The sequence below is a fragment of the Leclercia sp. EC_58 genome, from assembly GCF_019584355.1.
In the GTDB taxonomy this organism is placed as follows: domain Bacteria; phylum Pseudomonadota; class Gammaproteobacteria; order Enterobacterales; family Enterobacteriaceae; genus Enterobacter.
Window position 1 is genome coordinate 582,382 of the sequence record NZ_VDAM01000001.1, and the last position, 19,492, is coordinate 601,873.

Sequence of the window (19,492 nt, forward strand, 5' to 3'; positions counted from 1 at the left end):
CGCATAAAGTCAAAATTAGGATTCGTTACATCTACAGACAGTATGCAGCGGCAGAGATTTTTTCTCAGTGGACCGGCGAGTATACCTGAAGAAAGGACTTTTGATGCTTCTTGCAACGGCACTGTTAATAATTGGTTTACTTTTGGTGGTCTACAGTGCCGACCGTCTGGTGTTCTCCGCTTCAATCCTCTGCCGTTTGTTAGGTGTTCCCCCCCTGATTATTGGGATGACAGTGGTCAGCGTGGGCACTTCCCTGCCGGAGATCATCGTCTCTGCGGCCGCCTCGATGCACGATCAGGTTGATCTTGCGGTAGGAACGGCTATTGGCTCCAATATCGTCAATATCTTGCTCATCCTGGGCCTTGCTGCGCTACTGCATCCATTTCGCGTGCATTCTGATGTTCTGCGGCGTGAATTACCGCTAATGTTAATTGTCAGCCTGCTGGCGGGTTATGTGTTATATGACGGGCAGTTAACCCTCAGCGATGGCATTTTTCTGCTGGCGCTGGCGGTCATCTGGCTGTTTTATATTGTGAAGCTTGCCCGGGCGGCAGAAAAGCAAGGCAGTGACACGTTAACCCGCGAACAGGTGGCAGAGCTGCCGCGTGAGGGGAACTTACCCGTCGCGCTGCTCTGGCTGGGCGTGGCGTTGATCATCATGCCCATGGCGACGCAGATGATTGTAGATAACGCTACGGTTCTGGCCAACTATTTCGCCATGAGCGAGTTAACCATCGGCCTGACGGTGATTGCCATTGGTACCAGTTTGCCTGAGCTCGCAACGGCTATCGCCGGGGCGCGTAAGGGTGAAGATGACATGGCGATTGGCAATATCATCGGCTCGAATATTTTTAATGTTGCTATCGTGCTTGGCCTGCCTGCCCTGATTGCCCCTGGCGCGTTTAATCCGCTCGCGTTCAGCCGCGATTACGGGGTGATGGTCTTAGTCAGCGTAATTTTCGCCCTGCTCTGCTGGCGGCGAAAAAGGCAGATTGGTCAGGGCGCTGGTGCGCTGCTGACGGTGGGATTTGTCGTATGGATGGCGATGCTGTACTGGCTCTCGCCGCTTCTCTCTGGGTAAACGGAAACGCATTATGTCGCAAATAGAATTGCAGCCGGGTTTTGACTTTCAGAAAGCAGGAAAAGAGGTTCTGGAGATTGAACGTGAAGGTCTGGCGCAGTTAGATCAATACATTAATCAGGACTTTAGCCTGGCGTGCGAAAAACTTTTCCACTGTCCTGGCAAAGTCGTGGTGATGGGGATGGGTAAATCTGGCCATATTGGCCGTAAAATGGCAGCGACCTTCGCCAGTACCGGCACGAAAGCGTTTTTCGTCCATCCCGGCGAAGCGGCGCATGGCGATCTGGGTATGGTTTCGTCACAGGATATCGTCATTGCGTTATCCAACTCGGGCGAATCGAATGAGATCCTGGCGCTGATCCCGGTCCTGAAACGCCTGCACGTTCCCCTGATCTGTATTACCAGCCGTCCGGAGAGCAGCATGGCGCGCGCCGCAGATATCCACCTGTGCGTTAAAGTGCCAAAAGAAGCCTGTCCCCTGGGGCTGGCACCGACCTCCAGCACCACTGCCGCGCTGGTTATGGGTGATGCGCTGGCCGTCGCCCTGCTTGAAGCGCGCGGCTTTACCGCCGAAGATTTTGCCCTCTCCCATCCGGGCGGTGCGCTGGGACGTAAACTGCTGCTGCGCGTAAATGATATTATGCATACGGGGGATGAAATTCCGCACGTCAGCAAAGAGGCCTCCCTGCGCGATGCGCTGCTGGAAATTACCCGCAAAAACCTCGGGATGACCGTCATCTGCAACGATCAGATGAAGATTGAGGGTATCTTTACCGACGGGGATCTCCGTCGCGTATTCGATATGGGTGTGGATGTCCGTAAGCTGGGTATCGCCGATGTGATGACCTCAGGCGGCATTCGGGTGCGTCCCGGCACGCTGGCCGTTGAGGTACTGAACCTGATGCAGTCCCGCCATATCACCTCCGTTATGGTTGCCGATGGCGACCAGTTACTGGGTGTGGTACATATGCATGATCTTTTGCGCGCAGGCGTAGTGTAATGAAGGATAAGACAATGATTAATACGGGTGCATCCCTTGCAACCTGTTATGGCCCGGTAAGCGCGCAGATGATGTCGCAGGCCGAGAAAATTCGCCTGCTGATCCTGGATGTGGATGGCGTGCTGTCAGACGGCCTGATTTACATGGGCAATAATGGTGAAGAGCTGAAAGCGTTCAACGTGCGTGATGGCTACGGGATTCGCTGTGCCCTGACGTCTGGCATAGAAGTTGCCATCATCACCGGACGTAAGGCTAAACTGGTAGAAGATCGGTGCGAAACGCTGGGCATTACCCATCTCTATCAGGGGCAATCCGATAAGATGGTCGCTTTCAGGGACTTACTTGGTAAACTTGCCATCGCCCCGGAAAACGTTGCCTATGTCGGAGACGATCTTATTGACTGGCCAGTGATGGCAGAAGTGGGACTTAGCATCGCCGTGGCCGATGCCCATCCGCTTTTGATCCCACGCGCTGACTATGTCACCCGGATTAACGGTGGCCGTGGCGCAGTACGAGAAGTCTGCGACCTGTTACTGCTGGCGCAAGGTAAGCTTGATGAGGCCAAAGGGCAATCGATATGAGTAAAACCAGACGTTGGGTTATTATTCTGCTAACGCTTGTCGTACTGGTACTGATTGGCGTGAATCTCGCTGACCGGGACGACGAACAAGCGCCGACGGTCAACACGAACGATCCAACGTATAAAAGCGATCACAGCGATACCGTCGTTTACAGCCCGGAAGGGGCGCTGAATTACCGCCTTATCGCTCAGCACGTTGAGTATTTTTCCGAACAGGGCGTCTCATGGTTTACTCAACCGGTGATGACCACGTTTGATACCGATAAAATTCCGACATGGTCGATTAAAGCAGATCGGGCAAAACTGACGAATGACCGTATGCTTTATCTGTATGGCCATGTTGAAGTGAATGCGCTGACCGCAGATGCGCAGTTGCGCAAAATCACGACCGATAACGCACAGATAAACCTTGTGACTCAGGATGTAACATCGCAGGATCTGGTCACGTTATACGGCACAACATTTAATTCCAGCGGTCTGAGAATGCGCGGGAACTTACGCAGCAAGAACGCAGAGCTGATTGAAAAGGTTAGAACCTCTTATGAAATTCAAAACAAACAAACTCAGCCTTAATTGTGTTATAGCCAGCGCCCTGCTGGCCCTTAGCCTGCCTGCGCTTGCTGTGACGGGTGATACCGAGCAGCCGATTCATATCGAATCTGATACGCAATCACTCGATATGCAAGGCAACGTGGTGACCTTTACCGGCAACGTGGTCGTGACTCAGGGCACCATCAAAATTAATGCCGACAAAGTGGTGGTGACGCGTCCTGGCGGTGAGGACGGGAAAGAGATTATCGATGGCTACGGCAACCCGGCCACCTTCTATCAGATGCAGGATAACGGCAAGCCGGTGAAAGGCCACGCCTCCCAGATGCACTACGAACTGGCGAAAGATTTCGTTGTCCTTACCGGTAATGCGTACCTGGAGCAGCTCGACAGCAACATCAAGGGCGACAAGATCACCTACCTGGTCAAAGAGCAGAAAATGCAGGCCTTCAGCGAGAAAGGCAAACGCGTGACCACCGTACTGGTTCCATCGCAGCTGCAGGACAAAAATAGCAATCAGGCCCCGGCACAGAAAAAGAGTAACTAATTCGTTATGGCAACATTAACTGCAAAGAATCTCGCCAAAGCCTATAAGGGCCGCCGCGTCGTGGAAGATGTCAGTTTGACCGTCAACTCCGGCGAGATTGTCGGCCTGTTGGGTCCTAACGGTGCTGGTAAAACCACCACCTTTTATATGGTGGTGGGCATTGTTCCGCGCGACGCGGGTAACATCATTATTGATGAAGAAGATATCAGCCTGCTGCCCCTGCACGCCCGTGCGCGCCGCGGGATCGGTTATCTGCCGCAGGAAGCATCCATTTTCCGTCGCCTGAGCGTTTTCGATAACCTGATGGCGGTGCTGCAGATCCGCGATGATCTGACCGCCGAACAGCGTCAGGATCGCGCCAACGAGCTGATGGAAGAATTCCATATCGAACACCTGCGCGACAGCATGGGCCAGGCGCTCTCCGGTGGTGAACGTCGCCGTGTGGAAATTGCCCGCGCGCTGGCGGCTAATCCGAAATTTATTCTGCTCGATGAACCGTTTGCGGGCGTTGACCCCATTTCGGTTATCGATATCAAACGTATTATTGAGCATCTGCGCGACAGTGGCCTCGGGGTTCTCATCACCGACCACAACGTACGTGAGACGCTGGCGGTGTGTGAGCGTGCCTATATCGTCAGCCAGGGCCACCTCATCGCCCACGGTACCCCGCAGCAGATCCTCGAAGACGATCATGTTAAGCGCGTGTATCTTGGGGAAGACTTCAGACTCTGATAGGGTAGAAGTTAAGACTCGCGTAAACGGAGAAAAATGCTCTGAACATGAAGCAAGGTTTGCAATTAAGGCTCAGCCAACAGCTGGCAATGACGCCGCAGTTACAACAGGCTATTCGTCTGTTGCAACTGTCGACGCTGGAACTGCAGCAGGAGCTCCAGCAAGCGCTGGAAAGTAACCCCCTGCTCGAGCAAACCGATCTTCACGATGAGGTAGAAACGCAACAAAGCCAGGATAACGAGACCCTCGACACGGTTGATGCCCTTGAGCAAAAAGAGATGCCTGACGAGCTCCCTCTCGATGCCAGCTGGGATGAGATCTACACCGCCGGCACGCCATCCGGTACGCGCGCAGACTACCAGGATGACGAGCTGCCGGTCTATCAGGGCGAAACCACCCAGTCACTGCAGGATTACCTGATGTGGCAGGTGGAGCTGACGCCGTTCTCCGATACCGATCGCGCCATCGCCACCTCCATTGTGGATGCCGTGGATGAGACCGGCTACCTGACCGTGTCGCTGGACGATATTCTGGAGAGCATAGGCGATGACGAGATTGAGCTCGAAGAGGTCGAAGCGGTCCTGAAACGCGTTCAGCGCTTTGACCCCATTGGCGTCGCCGCGAGAGATCTCCGTGACTGCCTGCTCATTCAGCTTTCGCAGTTTGTTAAAGAGACCCCGTGGCTGGAAGAGGCCCGACTTATCATCAGCGAACATCTGGATCTGCTTGCCAACCACGATTTCCGCTCATTGATGCGCGTCACGCGGCTGAAAGAGGAGATCCTGAAAGAGGCGGTCAACCTGATTCAGTCGCTGGATCCGCGCCCGGGGCAGTCTATCCAGACCAGCGAGCCGGAGTATGTCATTCCCGATGTGCTGGTGCGCAAGCATAACGGTCTGTGGACCGTCGAGCTGAATTCCGACAGCATTCCCCGCCTGCAAATCAATCAGCAATACGCCTCAATGTGCACCAGCTCGCGCAACGACTCGGATAACCAGTTTATCCGCAGTAATCTGCAGGAAGCCCGCTGGCTGATCAAAAGCCTTGAGAGCCGCAATGATACACTGCTGCGCGTCAGCCGCTGCATCGTCGAGCAGCAGCAGGCGTTTTTTGAGCAGGGTGAAGAGTTTATGAAACCGATGGTGCTGGCGGATATCGCCCAGGCCGTCGAGATGCATGAGTCGACCATTTCTCGCGTGACGACGCAGAAGTATCTGCACAGCCCGCGTGGTATTTTTGAGCTTAAGTATTTTTTCTCCAGCCATGTCAACACCGAAGGCGGCGGCGAAGCCTCGTCGACGGCCATTCGGGCGCTGGTGAAAAAATTGATCGCCGCGGAAAACCCCGCGAAACCGCTGAGTGACAGTAAGTTGACCACCATGCTGTCCGAACAAGGTATCATGGTGGCACGCCGCACTGTTGCGAAGTATCGAGAGTCTTTATCCATTCCGCCGTCAAACCAGCGTAAACAACTGGTCTGACACAACCGATAAGGAAGACACTATGCAGCTCAACATCACAGGACACAATGTCGAAATCACTGAATCCCTGCGTGAATTTGTGAATACCAAGTTCGCTAAGCTCGAGCAGTATTTCGAGAGGATCAACCAGGTCTATGTTGTGTTAAAAGTGGAAAAAGTGACTCATATCTCGGATGCTACCTTGCACGTCAACGGGGGCGAAATCCATGCCAGTGCGGAAGGGCAGGACATGTACGCGGCTATCGACGGCTTGATTGACAAGCTGGCACGACAGCTAAACAAACATAAAGACAAACTGAAACAACACTAATTGTCCGGGCAGTTAACGGGTGCAGGACGGCCTGTTGTGAAACACAACGGGCCCTTTGTACAGTTAGCGCTTAGGTGAAATTATGATGAATAACGATTCCACTCTACAACTGAGCAGTGTCCTTAATCAGGAATGTACCCGCAGTGCCGTTCACTGCCAGAGCAAAAAACGTGCGCTGGAGATCATCAGTGAACTGGCCGCAAAACAGCTGAGCCTGGCGCCACAAGTGGTCTTTGAAGCGATCCTCACCCGCGAAAAAATGGGCAGTACCGGCATCGGTAACGGCATCGCCATTCCACATGGCAAACTGGAAGAGGATACTCTGCGCGCTGTAGGGGTGTTTGTTCAACTGGAAACACCTATCGCCTTCGATGCCATTGATAACCAGCCGGTCGATCTGCTGTTTGCCCTGCTGGTGCCAGCCGATCAGACCAAAACGCATCTGCATACGCTCTCGCTGGTGGCTAAACGTCTGGCGGATAAAACCATCTGTCGTCGTTTACGCGCGGCGCAGAGCGACGAAGAGCTTTATCAAATTATTACAGAAACGGAAGGCAATCAGGATGAGGCGTAATCGGGTGATGGCTTTAACATCTGTGGTCCTGAGGAGAAACGGTACATGGTGCTGATGATCGTCAGCGGGCGTTCGGGCTCCGGGAAATCGGTCGCCCTGCGCGCGCTGGAAGATATGGGCTTTTACTGCGTGGATAACCTGCCGGTGGTGCTTCTGCCCGAGCTGGCCCGTTCGCTGGCGGATCGGCAGATCTCTGCGGCAGTCAGCATCGACGTGCGTAACATGCCTGAATCGCCAGAGATCTTTGAGCAGGCGATGAGCAATCTGCCAGAGGCCTTTTCACCTCAGCTGCTGTTCCTTGATGCCGACCGCAATACGTTGATTCGTCGCTACAGTGACACCCGCCGTTTGCATCCGCTCTCCAGTAAAAATCTGTCGCTGGAAAGTGCCATTGACCAGGAGAGCGATCTGCTGGAGCCGCTGCGCTCGCGCGCCGATCTGATCGTCGATACCTCAGAGATGTCGGTCCATGAGCTGGCGGAGATGCTGCGCACCCGTCTGCTGGGTAAACGCGAACGCGAGCTCACGATGGTCTTTGAATCGTTCGGCTTTAAGCACGGTATCCCTATCGATGCAGACTATGTGTTTGACGTGCGCTTCTTACCGAACCCGCACTGGGATCCGAAGCTGCGCCCGATGACCGGCCTGGATAAGCCGGTCGCAGCCTTCCTTGACAGACATACGGAAGTGCATAACTTTATCTATCAGACGCGCAGCTATCTTGAACTCTGGTTGCCGATGCTGGAGACAAACAATCGCAGCTACCTGACGGTGGCGATTGGCTGTACCGGGGGTAAACACCGTTCGGTCTATATTGCTGAGCAACTGGCTGACTATTTCCGCTCGCGCGGTAAAAACGTGCAGTCCCGTCATCGTACGCTGGAAAAACGTAAAACATGACCGTAAAGCAGACCGTTGAAATCACCAACAAGCTGGGCATGCATGCCCGCCCGGCGATGAAGTTATTTGAACTGATGCAGGGATTTGACGCGGAAGTTCTGCTGCGTAACGACGAAGGCACCGAAGCCGAAGCCAACAGCGTCATCGCTCTGCTGATGCTGGATTCGGCAAAGGGCCGTCAGATTGAAATTGAAGCCACTGGCCCGCAGGAAGTGGAGGCGCTGGCAGCAGTCATTGCGCTGTTCAACGCCGGGTTTGATGAAGATTAATGCAGCTTATTGGCCTGCATAAATCCTTCCCCACCGAGCTGGCGCATCTGGCGCAGGATCCACGCCTGACGGCTACGTACATAGCCTGATGGCGCACTGGCCTTAAAGCGAATCGGGTTCGGTAACACAGCCGCCAGCAGCGCGGCCTCCGACGCTGTCAGACGGCTTGCTGGTTTGTTGAAATAGCGCTGCGCCGCGGCTTCTACCCCAAATATCCCTTCGCCAAATTCCGCGATATTGAGATATACCGTCAGGATCCGTTTCTTACTCCACACCGTTTCGATACCCAGCGTCAGCCCGGCTTCAAAGCCCTTTCTCACCCAGCTGCGACCGTCCCATAAAAACAGGTTTTTCGCCGTCTGCTGAGAAAGCGTGGATGCCCCGCGGATACGGCTCTCGTTGCGCTCGTTATGCGCTAGCGCCTTCTCGATCGCCCCGACGTCAAACCCCCAGTGCTGAGGGAATTTTTGATCTTCGGCGGCAATCACGGCCAGCCCCATCCAGGGGGAGATCTCATCCATACTCACCCAGTCAGAATGCGCAAAGTAGCTGAAATTACCGCTCAGCCAGTTGCTCACCTGACGTTCAACCATTACCGCTGAAAATGGCACCGGCAGAAAGCTGAACAGGGCGATACCCCCACCCCAGAAAACCGCCATAATCAACAGAATGCGAATGACGATCCGTCTTAACCAACCCGCTTTCGGACGTCTTAACTTCATGCAGCGAGTACCAGTACGCGGGTGACCAGCTTCTCAATGCCCGTCGCCGCTTCCGCAATAGTTTGTGCCAGCATGTAAGCAGGTGTGGTGACGATCCTGTTCTCTTCATCAACCACAATATCATCCACCGGACAGGGGATATGCTCACCGCCCATATCCTCGATAGCCTCAGCGGTATCAATATCCGTGCCGATGGTCAGGCGCAGCGGCATATCAAAAATGGCTGGCAGCATCGCAGGGGCGATACAGATAAAGCCCAACGGTTTACCAGCTTCATGCATCTGCAGCGCCAGCGCTTTTAAATCACTGTCTACCCGGCAACCACTTCCCTGGGCGGCAAAATCGCTCAGGTTTTTTGCCGCGCCAAAACCGCCCGGCACAATCAGCGCGTCCAGCTCGGTAGCCCGGGCCTCGCTGAGCGGACGAACCTGTCCACGCGCGATCCGCGCGGCCTCAATCAGGACGTTACGGCTTTCGGCCATCGTTTCGCCGGTCAGGTGGTTGATCACGTCGACCTGGGTTTTATCCGGGGCGAAGCAGACCGCTTCGGCGCCGTTACGCGCCAGAGCCAGTAGCGTCAAAACAGCTTCATGAATTTCAGAACCATCGTAAACACCACATCCGCTCAGTACCACGCCAACCTTTTTCATCCTGGGATCCCTCTCGAAAAATGCTAAATGCACATTAAAGATTCTGATTAAAACGGTATGCTTCACACATTTAACTGATTCATGTAACAACGTATTTAAGATTTGCTATCTTAACTGCGTGCAGCCTAAAGTTTCCGGCTACGCCATTTACGAAAAAAACTATTTCTATTCAGGCGCAGCCAAGATTTCCCTGGTGTTGGCGCAGTATTCGCGCACCCCGGTCTACCGGGGTCATTTTTTTCTGCTCTCCACCCAGGCTTTCAGCACAGCCACATCGTTCTGCCACTCCTGCTTCATCTCCTCAACCCATTCACCCACGTTATCTTCCCACGCGGGTAAATCCGGAGACTGAATCTGCTGACCAAGCTGCTGCAGATGACGCAAACCCACCGATCCAGCCGCTCCTTTGATTTTGTGGCCTTCTTCAACGATGCCTTTCTTATCCCGCGCCGTCAGGTTTGACTCAAGCACGTTTAAATAGCCCGGCATCATCTTCTCGAAAATCGCCAGGCCATCGGTAATCAACTTCGGACCAACCAGATCGATGTACTGCTCGAGCATGTCGATATCCAGCAAAGACTGCGCTTTCTCTGTATCTACCTTCGTCATGGTGCTCTCCTCTTCGTCACAGGTGTCCCAGAACTTCTTGATCATGGCGGTTAAGGCGGGTACCGCCAGCGGCTTGCTCAGTACATCGTCCATACCAGCATCCAGGTACTCTTTTTTGTCTTTCAGCACGTTGGCGGTCAGCGCCACCAGCGGCGGCAGTTCGTCGCTGGCGTAACGGCTCGTCAGCTCGCGCGAGATATCCAGCCCGGTCATATCCGGTAACTGAATGTCCAGCAGCACCAGGTCATATTCGCCCGGCGTGAACATCTCCAGCGCGGCTTTACCGGTCATGGCAACGTCCACGCTGCTGCCCAGTTTCTCCAGCACCGATCGCGCGACAATCACGTTCAGCTCGATATCTTCCACCAGCAGCACATGCAGGGCAGGCAGAGGCATATCGTCATGGGCAAAGGTGTCCTCGACCTCTTCCGCCACTGCCGGGGCCCGAATGCTGAGTTTAAAGACAGAGCCGTGCCCAGGGTTGCTGGTCACCGTGATATCACCGCCCATGCTCTTCGCCAGACGGCGCGATACCGCCAGACCGATGCCGGTCCCGGTAGCGGGTTTGCCCCCGTGGCTGTCTTTAACCTGGTAATACATGGCGAAGATTTTGTCCTGCTCCTCCTGCGGGATCCCGATCCCGGAATCTTCCACCTCGAAGTGCAGCATCTCCCCCTCGCCGTAGCGCACGCGAACCGCCACCTGGCCACTCTGGGTGAATTTGACCGCGTTGCTGATTAAGTTCCACAGGATCTGGCGCAGGCGCGTGCCGTCGGTCACCACCTTATGCGGCAGCGGCAGGGTTGGCTCCATCACAAAGCGTAGCCCTTTCTGCTGCGCCTGCAGACCGGAGAGGTTTTCCAGATCGGCCAGGAAGCTGGTGAAGTCCACCGGCTGGTTATCCAGTTGGACTTTGCGCCGCTCCATCTTATCCATATCAATAATATCGTTGAAGATATTGCCGAGCGTGACCGCCGAGACATGGATGGTTTTAAGATATTTCTCCTGCTCGGCCGTCAGTTCGGTGTCGAGCAGAATGCGGCTTAACCCGACGATACCGTTAAGCGGAGTACGCAGTTCATGGCTGATGGTGGAGATAAAGGTCGTTTTATCCCGGCTGGCGCGCTCCAGCGCATCCTGGTAGCGCTTACGCTCGGTAATATCACGCCCGAAGCCCATCAGCCCGTGGCGTTTCCCGACGCGGTCGTAATACGGCACTTTACGGATTTCGAAGCAGGCTTTGCGCCCGTCCGGGTAGTCGAGCCACTGCTCGTAGGTCAGGGAGACGTTGTGACGGAACACCTTCTCATCGGTTTCGATAACTTTGGCTGCCGCTTCCGGAGAATAGACATCCTGCGGGCGCAAGTTGATAAGCTGTTTTTCGCTCTTACCGGTCAGTAACTCCATCGCCCGGTTACAGCCGGAGAACTCTTTATCTTCATTGCGGTAGAAGACCAGATCCGGGGAGGCATCAAGGAAAGAGCGCAAGAACGAAGACTGCTGCTCAAGCTGGATCTGCGTCTGTTCACGCTCTTTCATCTCGATTTTCAGCTGTTCCAGCGTAGTCTGGCGCTCAGCCTCCGCTTTTTCACGATCTGAGATCTCCTGGTTCAGCTGAGCGATGTTGTCTTTTAGCTGCACGTTGAGCTTCAGATCGCGCTCGCGCATCTCTTCCAGCTTTTCCACCAGCCGGGTCAACCGCTGGCGGGACTCCTCCAGCTGCTCAACCACCACCGAGAGGAAATAGACCGCCCAGGGCGTAATCAGCAGGCCAAAGAAAATGGAACGTATAAGGTCGATACTCTCAACCTGGCCGTGGAGCACCATGGTAATGGCCATCTGTACCACAATCGCCAGCACCACCAGCGCCAGCGCCAGCAACAGGGAGAAGCGCACCAAGCCAAGCTTCATCATCAGATCGACATAGTATTGCGCCAGTAACCGAATTTGCTTCATAAGGGATCTCTTCACGACGTCATCGCACAATAATACTCAAATTCCAGGCAAGACGTTGAAGGTTGTGCAAAAAAGTGAGGGGTAAAACAGGCGATGCGCCTCACTTCCCGGGCAGGGAAGTGAGGCGGGAGGGATTACGAGCGCTTCAGCAGCAGCCAGAGGCTGATCACGAAGAAGGAGGCGCTCGGTAGCAGCGCGCCAATCACCGGCGGTATACCGTACACCAGCGTCAGCGGGCCGAAGATTTGGTCCAGTACGTAGAAGACAAAGCCGAAGCTGATACCTGTCACGACACGCACGCCCATCGGGACGCTACGCAGCGGACCAAAGATAAACGACAGCGCCATCAGCATCATCACCGCCACCGAGAGCGGCTGGAAGACCTTGCTCCACATGTTGAGCTGATAACGTCCGGAATCTTGGCCGCTCGATTTCAGGTACTTCACGTAGTTGTACAGGCCGCTGATGGAGAGAGCATCCGGATCCAGCGCAACCACACCGAGCTTATCCGGCGTCAGGTTGGTTTTCCAGGTGCCAGAGACCGTTTGCGACCCGGTGATCTGTTTTGGATCCTGCAGGTTTGATTCATCTACCTGCGACAGACGCCAGACCTTGTTATCAGTATCAAACGTGGCCGACGCGGCGTAACGCACCGCCTGCAGACGACGCTGATCGTTAAAGCTGTAAATGCTCACACCGCCGAGGGAGTTATCGCCCGTGACGCGTTCGATGTAGACAAAGTTATTGCCATCTTTCGCCCACAGCCCCTGTTGGGTAGAGAGCAACGAGCCGCCATACATCATTTGCGCGCGGTAGTTACGCGCCATCTGTTCGCCCTGTGGCGCAACCCACTCCCCCATCGCCATGGTCAGCAATACCAGCGGGATCGCCGTTTTCATGACCGAGAGTGCCACCTGCATACGGGTAAAGCCGGAGGCCTGCATGACCACCAGCTCACTGCGCTGCGCCAGCATCCCCAGCCCCAGCAACGCCCCTAATAGCGCCGCCATCGGGAAGAAGATTTGCACATCTTTTGGAATGCTGAGCAGGGTATACATACCCGCGCCCATGGCATCGTAGCTCCCCTGCCCGGCCTTTTTCAGCTGGTCCACAAACTTGATGATGCCGGAGAGCGACACCAGCATGAATAAGGTCATCATGATGGTGGTGAAAATGGTTTTACCGATATAGCGGTCAAGAACGCCAAACGCCTGCATTACACCGCTCCTTTACGCATAAACCGGGCCCGCACGCGGCGCATCGGCACGGTGTCCCACAAGTTGAGGGCAACGGCCAACAGCAGATAGAGTCCGTTAATTACCCAGGTCCAGATAACCGGGTCAATTTTTCCTTTGCCGCCGTTCGATTTGATCGACGTTTGCAGCAGGAAGAACACCAGATAAAGCAGCATGGCCGGCAGCATGGAGAGCACCCGTCCCTGACGTGGGTTTACCACGCTAAGCGGCACCACCATCAACGCCATCATAAATACAGTGAATACCAGGGTGATTCGCCAGTGCAGCTCCGCGCGGGCGCGATTGGTATCGGTATTGATCAGTGTGCGCATGTCCATCTGCTCGGTATCGCTGGGATCCAGCGCAACCGCCTGATGACCAATAATTGCCTGATAGTTCTGGAAGTCAGTGATGCGGAAATCACGCAGCAGCGCCGTGCCTTCAAAGCGGGTGCCTTTGTTCAGCGTCACAATCTGCGAACCGTCTTTCCCCTGCGCCAGCTGGCCGGAATCGGCCACTACAACAGAGGGACGGGCATTGCCCTTGGGACGGATTTGCGCAAGGAACACATCGTTAAAGCGGTTGCCATCCACGCTTTCGATAAACAGCACGGAGTTACCATCCGTTGCCTGCTGGAACTGCCCCTGGGCCAGCGCGGCCATACCGGGGTTGGCTTTCGCCTCTGCCAGCACTTCATCCTGATGACGAGAAGAGACCGGACCGGCCCACATGACGTTTACGGCGGCCACGATGCCGGTGAATAACGCCAGGAGCATAGCGGCTTTAACCAGAACCGCTTTGCTCAGACCGCACGCATGCATGACGGTGATTTCACTTTCGGTATAGAGTTTACCGAGCGTCATCAGCAGTCCGAGGAAAAGGCTAAGTGGCAGGATAAGCTGCGCCATTTCAGGCACGCCCAGCCCAAGCAGAGAAAGCACCAGATTTGTGGGAATTTCGCCATCAACAGCCGCGCCGAGGATCCTTACCAGTTTCTGACAGAAAAAGATCAGAAGCAGTATGAAGAGTATCGCCAGCTGGCTTTTGAGCGTCTCCCGCACCAGATATCTTATGATTATCACATTAAATACGCCCGTAAAAACCCGTCTCTTTGCAGGAAAATCGCTTGTTTCATGGCTTAAACGTCATTTATTCTCTTGAGTCGTCGAAATCATCGCTAAGATTAGAACACCCGACGGATTCGCGCTTCAGGAGTTATTATGACGTGCCGAAACCGTAATAACGTAAGATTAACACGAAGTCACCGCAACAGCGGGTACGAGTTACGAAAGGTTTCAATTCTATCCGTAGCTGCCGCTGTTGTCTTTAAGATTCAGGAGCGTAGTTCATGGAGTTCAGTGTAAAAAGCGGTAGCCCGGAGAAACAGCGGAGTGCCTGCATCGTTGTCGGCGTGTTTGAACCCCGCAGACTCTCTCCAATCGCCGAACAACTCGATAAGATCAGTGACGGCTACATTAGCGCCCTGCTGCGCCGCGGCGAGCTGGAAGGCAAGCCGGGCCAGACATTGCTGCTGCATCATGTGCCTAACGTCCTCTCCGAGCGCATCCTGCTGATTGGCTGTGGCAAGGAGCGTGAGCTGGACGAACGCCAGTACAAACAGGTCATTCAGAAAACCATCAATACGCTGAATGATACTGGCTCAATGGAGGCCGTCTGCTTCCTGACCGAACTGCACGTCAAAGGCCGCAATACCTACTGGAAAGTACGCCAGGCGGTTGAGACAGCCAAAGAGACCCTTTACAGCTTCGATCAGCTGAAAACCACTAAAAGCGAACCGCGTCGTCCGCTGCGTAAGATGGTCTTTAACGTCCCGACCCGTCGCGAGCTGACCAGCGGTGAACGCGCCATTCAGCATGGCCTGGCTATTGCAGCCGGTATCAAGGCCGCGAAAGATCTGGGCAATATGCCGCCTAACATCTGTAACGCGGGCTATCTTGCGTCACAGGCGCGTCAGCTGGCTGACTCCTACAGCAAAAATGTTGTCACCCGCGTGATTGGCGAACAACAGATGAAAGAGCTGGGGATGCACTCCTATCTCGCCGTCGGTAACGGTTCACAAAATGAATCCCTGATGTCGGTCATTGAGTACAAAGGCAACCCGGCAGAAGACGTACGTCCGATTGTGCTGGTGGGTAAAGGCCTGACCTTCGACTCCGGCGGTATCTCCATCAAGCCTGCCGAAGGCATGGACGAGATGAAGTACGACATGTGCGGCGCGGCGGCGGTTTACGGCGTAATGCGCATGGTGGCCGAGCTGCAACTGCCAATCAACGTGATTGGCGTGCTGGCGGGCTGTGAAAACATGCCAGGTGGTCGCGCCTATCGTCCAGGTGACGTCCTTACCACCATGTCCGGGCAGACCGTTGAAGTCCTGAACACCGACGCCGAAGGCCGTCTGGTGCTATGCGACGTGCTGACCTACGTTGAGCGCTTCGATCCAGAAGCGGTTATCGACGTCGCAACCCTGACCGGCGCCTGCGTGATTGCCCTGGGTCACCACATCACCGGCCTGATGTCGAACCACAACCCGCTGGCGCATGAGCTGATTGGTGCCTCCGAGCAGGCGGGCGATCGTGCATGGCGCCTGCCGCTGGGCGATGAGTATCAGGAGCAGCTGGAGTCGAACTTTGCGGATATGGCGAATATCGGCGGTCGTCCTGGCGGTGCTATCACCGCGGGCTGCTTCCTGTCGCGCTTTACCCGCAAGTACAATTGGGCACACCTGGATATCGCGGGCACCGCATGGCGCTCCGGTAAAGCCAAAGGCGCAACTGGCCGTCCAGTGGCTCTGCTGTCGCAGTTCCTGCTCAATCGCGCCGGTTTTAACGGCGACGAGTAAGGGTAAATGCCGGGTGGCGGCGTCGCCTTACCCGGCCTACAAACGGCAGTAAACCGTAGGCCCGGTAAGCGTAGCGCCACCGGGCTTAAGCATTTAAAGTCACCACAAGAAACCCCATATATGAAAAACGCAACGTTCTATCTTCTGGACAATGACACCCAACAGGATGGCTTAAGCGCCGTTGAACAACTGGTGTGTGACATTGCCGCAGAACGTTGGCGCGCGGGTCTTCGCGTGCTGATTGCCTGCGAAGATGAGCAGCAGGCCATCCGTCTGGATGAAGCGCTGTGGGCACGACCGCCGGAAAGTTTTGTTCCGCATAATCTGGCGGGAGAAGGACCGCGCGGCGGTGCGCCGGTGGAGATCGCCTGGCCGCAAAAGCGTAACAGCAGTCCACGCGATATTCTGATTAGCCTGCGCAGCGGCTTTGCAGATTTTGCCACCGCTTTCACAGAAGTGATAGACTTTGTCCCTCACGAAGATTCCCTGAAACAACTGGCGCGCGAACGCTATAAAGCGTACCGCCTGGCTGGTTTTAACCTGAATACGGCAACCTGGAAATAATGGAAAAGACATATAACCCACGCGATATCGAACAGCCGCTTTACGAGCACTGGGAACAGCAGGGCTATTTCAAGCCTAACGGCGATGAAAGCAAAGAGTCCTTCTGCATCATGATCCCGCCGCCGAACGTCACCGGCAGTTTGCATATGGGGCATGCCTTCCAGCAGACCATCATGGATACCATGATCCGTTACCAGCGCATGCAGGGCAAAAACACCCTGTGGCAGGCCGGTACTGACCACGCGGGTATCGCTACCCAGATGGTGGTTGAGCGTAAGATTGCCGCTGAAGAAGGTAAAACCCGTCACGACTATGGCCGCGACGCCTTTATCGACAAAATCTGGCAGTGGAAAGCGGAATCTGGCGGCACCATTACCCGTCAGATGCGCCGTCTCGGCAACTCCGTGGACTGGGAGCGCGAGCGCTTCACCATGGACGAAGGTCTTTCCAATGCCGTTAAAGAAGTGTTCGTCCGTCTGTATAAAGAAGACCTGATTTACCGTGGCAAGCGCCTGGTAAACTGGGACCCGAAACTGCGCACCGCCATCTCTGACCTGGAAGTGGAAAACCGCGAGTCGAAAGGCTCCATGTGGCACATCCGCTATCCGCTGGCCGATGGCGCAAAAACCGCAGACGGTAAAGATTACCTGATTGTCGCCACCACCCGACCGGAAACCCTGCTGGGCGATACCGGCGTGGCCGTTAACCCGGAAGATCCGCGTTACAAAGATCTGATTGGTAAATTTGTGGTGCTGCCGCTGGTGAACCGCCGTATTCCGATTGTGGGCGACGAACACGCCGACATGGAAAAAGGTACCGGCTGCGTGAAGATCACCCCGGCACACGACTTTAACGACTACGAAGTGGGTCGTCGTCACGCCCTGCCAATGATCAACATCCTGACCTTTGACGGCGATATCCGTGAAAGCGCAGAAGTGTATGACACCAAAGGCAACGAATCTGACGTTTACTCAAGCGACATTCCGGCTGAGTTCCAGAAGCTGGAGCGCTTCGCTGCGCGTAAAGCGATCGTTGCCGCTGTCGACGCTCTGGGCCTGCTGGACGAAATCAAGCCGCATGACCTGACTGTCCCTTATGGCGACCGTGGCGGCGTGGTGATCGAGCCGATGCTGACCGACCAATGGTACGTCCGTGCTGACGTACTGGCGAAACCCGCGGTTGAAGCGGTCGAAAACGGCGACATCCAGTTCGTACCGAAGCAGTACGAAAACATGTACTTCTCCTGGATGCGCGATATTCAGGACTGGTGTATCTCCCGTCAGCTGTGGTGGGGTCACCGTATCCCGGCATGGTATGACAACGAAGGCAATGTCTACGTTGGCCGTACTGAAGACGAAGTGCGTCAGGAAAACAACCTGAGCGCGGACGTTGCCCTGCGTCAGGACGAAGACGTACTGGATACCTGGTTCTCCTCCGCGCTGTGGACCTTCTCCACCCTCGGCTGGCCAGAAAACACCGACGCGCTGCGTCAGTTCCACCCAACCAGCGTGATGGTCTCCGGCTTCGACATTATCTTCTTCTGGATCGCCCGCATGATCATGATGACCATGCACTTCATCAAAGATGAAAACGGCAAGCCGCAGGTTCCGTTCCATACCGTCTATATGACCGGTCTGATCCGTGACGACGAAGGCCAGAAGATGTCCAAGTCCAAGGGTAACGTTATTGACCCACTGGATATGGTTGACGGTATCTCTCTGGAAGAGCTGCTGGAAAAACGTACCGGCAACATGATGCAGCCGCAGCTGGCTGAGAAGATCCGCAAGCGCACCGAGAAGCAGTTCCCGAACGGCATTGAGCCGCACGGTACCGACGCCCTGCGTTTCACCCTGGCGGCGCTGGCCTCTACTGGCCGTGACATTAACTGGGACATGAAGCGTCTGGAAGGTTACCGTAACTTCTGTAACAAGCTGTGGAACGCCAGCCGCTTTGTGCTGATGAACACCGAGGATCAGGATTGCGGCTTTAACGGCGGCGAAATGACCCTTTCCCTGGCAGACCGCTGGATCCTGGCTGAATTCAACCAGACCATTAAAGCGTTCCGCGAGGCGCTGGATAACTATCGCTTCGATATCGCGGCAGGCATTCTGTACGAATTCACCTGGAACCAGTTCTGCGACTGGTACCTGGAGCTGACCAAGCCGGTCATGAACGGCGGCACTGAAGCGGAACTGCGCGGCACGCGCCATACGCTGATTACCGTTCTGGAAGGTCTGCTGCGCCTGGCGCACCCGATCATCCCGTTCATCACCGAAACCATCTGGCAGCGTGTGAAGGTCATTGCCGGTATCAATGCCGATACCATCATGTTGCAGCCGTTCCCGTCCTTCGATGCCACGCAGATTGATGAAGCCGCCGCATCCGATACCGAATGGCTGAAGCAGGCAATCATTGCGGTGCGTAATATCCGTGCCGAAATGAACATCGCCCCGGGCAAACCACTGGCGCTGTTACTGCGCGGTTGCAGCGAAGCGGCACAGCGTCGCGTGACCGAGAACAGCACCTTCCTGCAGACCATGGCGCGTCTGGAGAGCATCACCGTGCTGCCAGCCGATGATAAAGGTCCGGTCTCCGTGACCAAAATCATCGACGGCGCCGAGCTGCTGATCCCGATGGCAGGCCTGATTGACAAAGATGCTGAGCTGGCACGTCTGGCGAAAGAAGTGGCTAAAGTTGACGATGAAATTGGCCGTATCGAAAGCAAACTGTCCAATGAAGGCTTCGTTGCCCGTGCCCCGGAAGCGGTGATCGCCAAAGAGCGTGAAAAGCTGAACGGTTATGCACAAGCGAAAGCGAAGCTGATTGAGCAGCAGGCGGTGATCGCCGCGCTCTAATCGCACATGCAGGCAGAA

General features: G+C 55.2%; 19 protein-coding genes. 14 read left to right on the forward strand and 5 right to left on the reverse strand.

Going from position 1 to position 19,492, the window contains the following annotated elements:
* The first annotated feature begins 103 nt into the window (after positions 1-103).
* From FHC51_RS02920 to npr, 11 genes are all read left to right on the forward strand, one after another.
* Positions 104-1,081, forward strand: coding sequence for a calcium/sodium antiporter (locus FHC51_RS02920; protein ID WP_103824934.1), 978 nt, complete (start codon positions 104-106; stop codon positions 1,079-1,081).
* Positions 1,082-1,094: 13 nt separating this feature from the next.
* Complete coding sequence (gene kdsD, locus FHC51_RS02925) at positions 1,095-2,081, forward strand: arabinose-5-phosphate isomerase KdsD (protein ID WP_103177188.1); 987 nt, start codon at positions 1,095-1,097, stop codon at positions 2,079-2,081.
* 14 nt (positions 2,082-2,095) lie between these two features.
* Positions 2,096-2,662, forward strand: coding sequence for a 3-deoxy-manno-octulosonate-8-phosphatase KdsC (kdsC, locus tag FHC51_RS02930; RefSeq protein WP_103824984.1), 567 nt, complete (start codon positions 2,096-2,098; stop codon positions 2,660-2,662).
* Complete coding sequence (lptC, locus tag FHC51_RS02935; protein WP_103824936.1) at positions 2,659-3,234, forward strand: LPS export ABC transporter periplasmic protein LptC; 576 nt, start codon at positions 2,659-2,661, stop codon at positions 3,232-3,234. Before kdsC ends, lptC begins: the two co-directional genes overlap by 4 nt.
* On the forward strand, positions 3,203-3,757 hold the full coding sequence (lptA, locus tag FHC51_RS02940) for a lipopolysaccharide ABC transporter substrate-binding protein LptA (RefSeq protein WP_103177190.1): 555 nt from the start codon (positions 3,203-3,205) through the stop codon (positions 3,755-3,757). Before lptC ends, lptA begins: the two co-directional genes overlap by 32 nt.
* 6 nt (positions 3,758-3,763) lie before the next feature.
* Positions 3,764-4,489, forward strand: coding sequence for an LPS export ABC transporter ATP-binding protein (gene lptB, locus FHC51_RS02945; RefSeq protein ID WP_103177191.1), 726 nt, complete (start codon positions 3,764-3,766; stop codon positions 4,487-4,489).
* A gap of 47 nt (positions 4,490-4,536) precedes the next feature.
* Positions 4,537-5,970, forward strand: coding sequence for an RNA polymerase factor sigma-54 (gene rpoN, locus FHC51_RS02950; RefSeq protein WP_103177192.1), 1,434 nt, complete (start codon positions 4,537-4,539; stop codon positions 5,968-5,970).
* Between the two features lie 22 nt (positions 5,971-5,992).
* Positions 5,993-6,280 (forward strand): ribosome hibernation promoting factor, encoded by a 288-nt coding sequence (gene hpf / locus FHC51_RS02955; RefSeq protein ID WP_103177193.1) that lies wholly within the window; start codon positions 5,993-5,995, stop codon positions 6,278-6,280.
* Between the two features lie 82 nt (positions 6,281-6,362).
* Entirely contained in the window at positions 6,363-6,854 is a 492-nt protein-coding gene (gene ptsN, locus FHC51_RS02960) for a PTS IIA-like nitrogen regulatory protein PtsN (protein ID WP_103177194.1), read from the forward strand.
* Between the two features lie 45 nt (positions 6,855-6,899).
* On the forward strand, positions 6,900-7,754 hold the full coding sequence (gene rapZ / locus FHC51_RS02965; RefSeq protein ID WP_032614487.1) for an RNase adapter RapZ: 855 nt from the start codon (positions 6,900-6,902) through the stop codon (positions 7,752-7,754).
* On the forward strand, positions 7,751-8,023 hold the full coding sequence (gene npr, locus FHC51_RS02970) for a PTS phosphocarrier protein NPr (RefSeq protein ID WP_032614489.1): 273 nt from the start codon (positions 7,751-7,753) through the stop codon (positions 8,021-8,023). The genes rapZ and npr overlap by 4 nt, the downstream gene beginning before the upstream one ends.
* Here npr and mtgA read toward each other — a convergent pair.
* The 5 genes from mtgA to lptF all read right to left on the reverse strand — a co-directional run bounded on the left by mtgA (position 8,020) and on the right by lptF (position 14,277).
* A complete protein-coding gene (gene mtgA, locus FHC51_RS02975; RefSeq protein WP_103824937.1) occupies positions 8,020-8,745 on the reverse strand; it encodes a monofunctional biosynthetic peptidoglycan transglycosylase in 726 nt (241 codons plus the stop codon). The two genes, npr and mtgA, sit on opposite strands and share 4 nt — an antisense overlap.
* Entirely contained in the window at positions 8,742-9,395 is a 654-nt protein-coding gene (gene elbB / locus FHC51_RS02980) for an isoprenoid biosynthesis glyoxalase ElbB (RefSeq protein ID WP_103177196.1), read from the reverse strand. The genes mtgA and elbB overlap by 4 nt, the downstream gene beginning before the upstream one ends.
* Before the next feature lie 231 nt (positions 9,396-9,626).
* The gene (arcB, locus tag FHC51_RS02985; RefSeq protein ID WP_220434870.1) at positions 9,627-11,960 is read right to left on the reverse strand and encodes an aerobic respiration two-component sensor histidine kinase ArcB; all 2,334 of its coding nucleotides are present in this window, start codon (positions 11,958-11,960) and stop codon (positions 9,627-9,629) included.
* Positions 11,961-12,094: 134 nt separating this feature from the next.
* Positions 12,095-13,177 carry an LPS export ABC transporter permease LptG gene (gene lptG / locus FHC51_RS02990; protein ID WP_103177198.1) on the reverse strand — a complete coding sequence of 361 codons (1,083 nt, stop codon included), beginning with the start codon at positions 13,175-13,177 and terminating at the stop codon, positions 12,095-12,097.
* On the reverse strand, positions 13,177-14,277 hold the full coding sequence (gene lptF / locus FHC51_RS02995) for an LPS export ABC transporter permease LptF (protein ID WP_103177199.1): 1,101 nt from the start codon (positions 14,275-14,277) through the stop codon (positions 13,177-13,179). The genes lptG and lptF overlap by 1 nt, the downstream gene beginning before the upstream one ends.
* Before the next feature lie 266 nt (positions 14,278-14,543).
* Between lptF and pepA the strand changes: the two genes are divergently transcribed.
* The 3 genes from pepA (at position 14,544) to FHC51_RS03010 (ending at position 19,474) form a co-directional block, all read left to right on the forward strand.
* Positions 14,544-16,055: a leucyl aminopeptidase gene (gene pepA / locus FHC51_RS03000; protein ID WP_103824940.1), complete on the forward strand. Its 1,512-nt coding sequence runs from the start codon at positions 14,544-14,546 to the stop codon at positions 16,053-16,055.
* Between the two features lie 120 nt (positions 16,056-16,175).
* Positions 16,176-16,619: a DNA polymerase III subunit chi gene (holC, locus tag FHC51_RS03005; protein ID WP_103177201.1), complete on the forward strand. Its 444-nt coding sequence runs from the start codon at positions 16,176-16,178 to the stop codon at positions 16,617-16,619.
* Complete coding sequence (locus FHC51_RS03010) at positions 16,619-19,474, forward strand: valine--tRNA ligase (RefSeq protein WP_103824941.1); 2,856 nt, start codon at positions 16,619-16,621, stop codon at positions 19,472-19,474. Before holC ends, FHC51_RS03010 begins: the two co-directional genes overlap by 1 nt.
* Positions 19,475-19,492: the final 18 nt, after the last annotated feature.